Below are 2,092 nucleotides of genomic sequence, written 5' to 3'. Positions count from 1 at the left end.
GGCGGCCCGGTGAGGGTGACCGCCGGCGACCCGGTGGCCGTCGAGCTCACCGGCGTGGGCCGCCCCGGGTCGTTCGCGTTCGGCGTCGGCCCGCACCGGTGCCTGGGCGCGGAGCTGGCCCGCGTGGAGACCGAGGAGATCCTGGCGGCCACCGCCCGGACCCTCGGGCCGGTCGAGCTCCGGTCGACCGGCCCGCGGGTGGACCTCTTCTCGTTCCAGTCGCCCGGCGCCGTGCGGGTCGCGCCCCTCCCGCTTGGGGCCTGAGGCGGTCGGGCGAGTACCGTGGACCCCGACGGACCCCGCGCCCGAGCGCAGGTCCCCCCTGATTTTCCTGCCCGAGCCACGGCATCGATGACCGGTGGCGGGCACCGTCCAGACCGATCGACACGAAGGATCCACGTGACGCCTCGTACCACCCTGCCCGAGCCCCCGAAGCTGCCCAAGAACGGCGTCCGCGTCGTCGCCCTGGGTGGCCTCGGTGAGGTCGGCCGCAACATGACCGTCATCGAGTACGGCGGCAAGCTGCTCATCGTCGACTGCGGCGTGCTCTTCCCGGACGACAGCCAGCAGCCCGGCGTCGACCTCATCCTCCCGGACTTCGAGTACCTCGACGACCGCTGGGACGACATCGTCGCCCTGGTGCTGACCCACGGCCACGAGGACCACATCGGCGCCGTGCCGTACCTGCTGCGCAACCGCCCGGACATCCCCGTGGTCGGCTCCAAGCTGACCCTCGCCCTGGTCGAGGCCAAGTGCAAGGAGCACAAGCTCACCCCGCGCACGATCACGGTGCGCGAGGACGACATCGAGAACTTCGGCAAGTTCGAGTGCGAGTTCGTCGCGGTGAACCACTCCATCCCGGACGCCCTGGCGGTGTTCGTGCACACCCCCGGCGGCACGCTGCTGGTCACCGGTGACTTCAAGATGGACCAGCTGCCGCTGGACGGCCGGATCACCGACCTGCGGGCCTTCGCCCGCCTCGGCGAGGAGGGGGTGGACCTGTTCCTCACCGACTCCACGAACGCCGACGTGCCTGGCTTCACCACCCCGGAGCGCAACATCGCCCCGGCCATCGAGCGCGTCTTCGCGAAGTCCGAGAAGCGCATCATCGCGGCCTGCTTCAGCTCGCACGTGCACCGCGTGCAGCAGATCCTCGATGCCGCCGCGGCTACCGGGCGCAAGGTCGCCTTCGTGGGGCGCTCGATGATCCGCAACATGGGCATCGCCTCCGACCTGGGGTACCTCGACGTGCCGGACAACGTGCTGGTGGACGTGCGCAAGCTGGCCAAGCTCCCCCCGCACCAGGTGGTGCTCATCTGCACCGGCTCGCAGGGTGAGCCGATGGCCGCGCTGAGCCGTATGGCCAACCAGGACCACCAGATCGAGGTGGGCGAGGGCGACACCGTGCTGCTGGCCAGCTCGCTCATCCCCGGCAACGAGAAGTCGGTGTACAAGGTCATCAACGGCCTCATGAAGCTGGGCGCCAACGTGGTGCACAAGGGCAACGCGATGGTGCACGTCTCCGGCCACGCGAGCGCCGGTGAGCTGCTGTACGCCTACAACATCGTCAAGCCCAAGAACGTGCTGCCCGTGCACGGTGAGTGGCGCCACATGCTGGCGAACGCCGAGCTGGCCAAGCAGACCGGTGTGCCCGAGGAGAACGTCGTGGTGGCCGAGGACGGCGTGGTCGTCGACCTCGTGGACGGCAAGGCCTCGATCGTCGGCCAGGTGCCGGCGGCCCACGTGTACGTCGACGGCGGCAACGTCGGCACCTCCGACGAGGACCTGCTCAAGGAGCGCCGCATCCTGCGCGACGAGGGTTTCGTCTCCATCGTCGTGGTGCGTGACGCCGACACCGGCAAGATCATCTCCGGCCCGGACATCCACGCCCGCGGCGTGTCCGAGGGCGAGAAGATCCTGCAGCGCGCGGTGCCCAAGGTGGAGCAGGCCCTGGAGGAGGCCCGCCTGAAGGGCACCACGGACGTGCACCAGCTGCAGCAGGTCGTGCGCCGGGCGATGGGCGGGTACATCGGCGGCAAGCTCAAGCGTCGCCCGATGATCATCCCGGTGGTCATCAACGCCTGAGGCGCCC

1 protein-coding gene and 1 pseudogene are annotated in these 2,092 nt (G+C 70.0%); both read left to right on the top strand.

Annotation, left to right across the window (positions count from 1 at the left end; genetic code table 11):
* Window positions 1-264: pseudogene (locus HMPREF3099_RS12830) on the top strand (cytochrome P450); the annotation flags it as partial.
* A gap of 135 nt (window positions 265-399) precedes the next feature.
* Entirely contained in the window at window positions 400-2,085 is a 1,686-nt protein-coding gene (locus HMPREF3099_RS05760) for a ribonuclease J (protein WP_070705117.1), read from the top strand.
* Window positions 2,086-2,092 lie beyond the last annotated feature (7 nt).

Origin of the sequence: Kytococcus sp. HMSC28H12 (assembly GCF_001816045.1) — a bacterium.
GTDB classification, from domain to species: Bacteria; Actinomycetota; Actinomycetes; order Actinomycetales; family Dermatophilaceae; genus Kytococcus; species Kytococcus schroeteri.
This window is presented reverse-complemented; position numbering and strand designations above follow the sequence as displayed.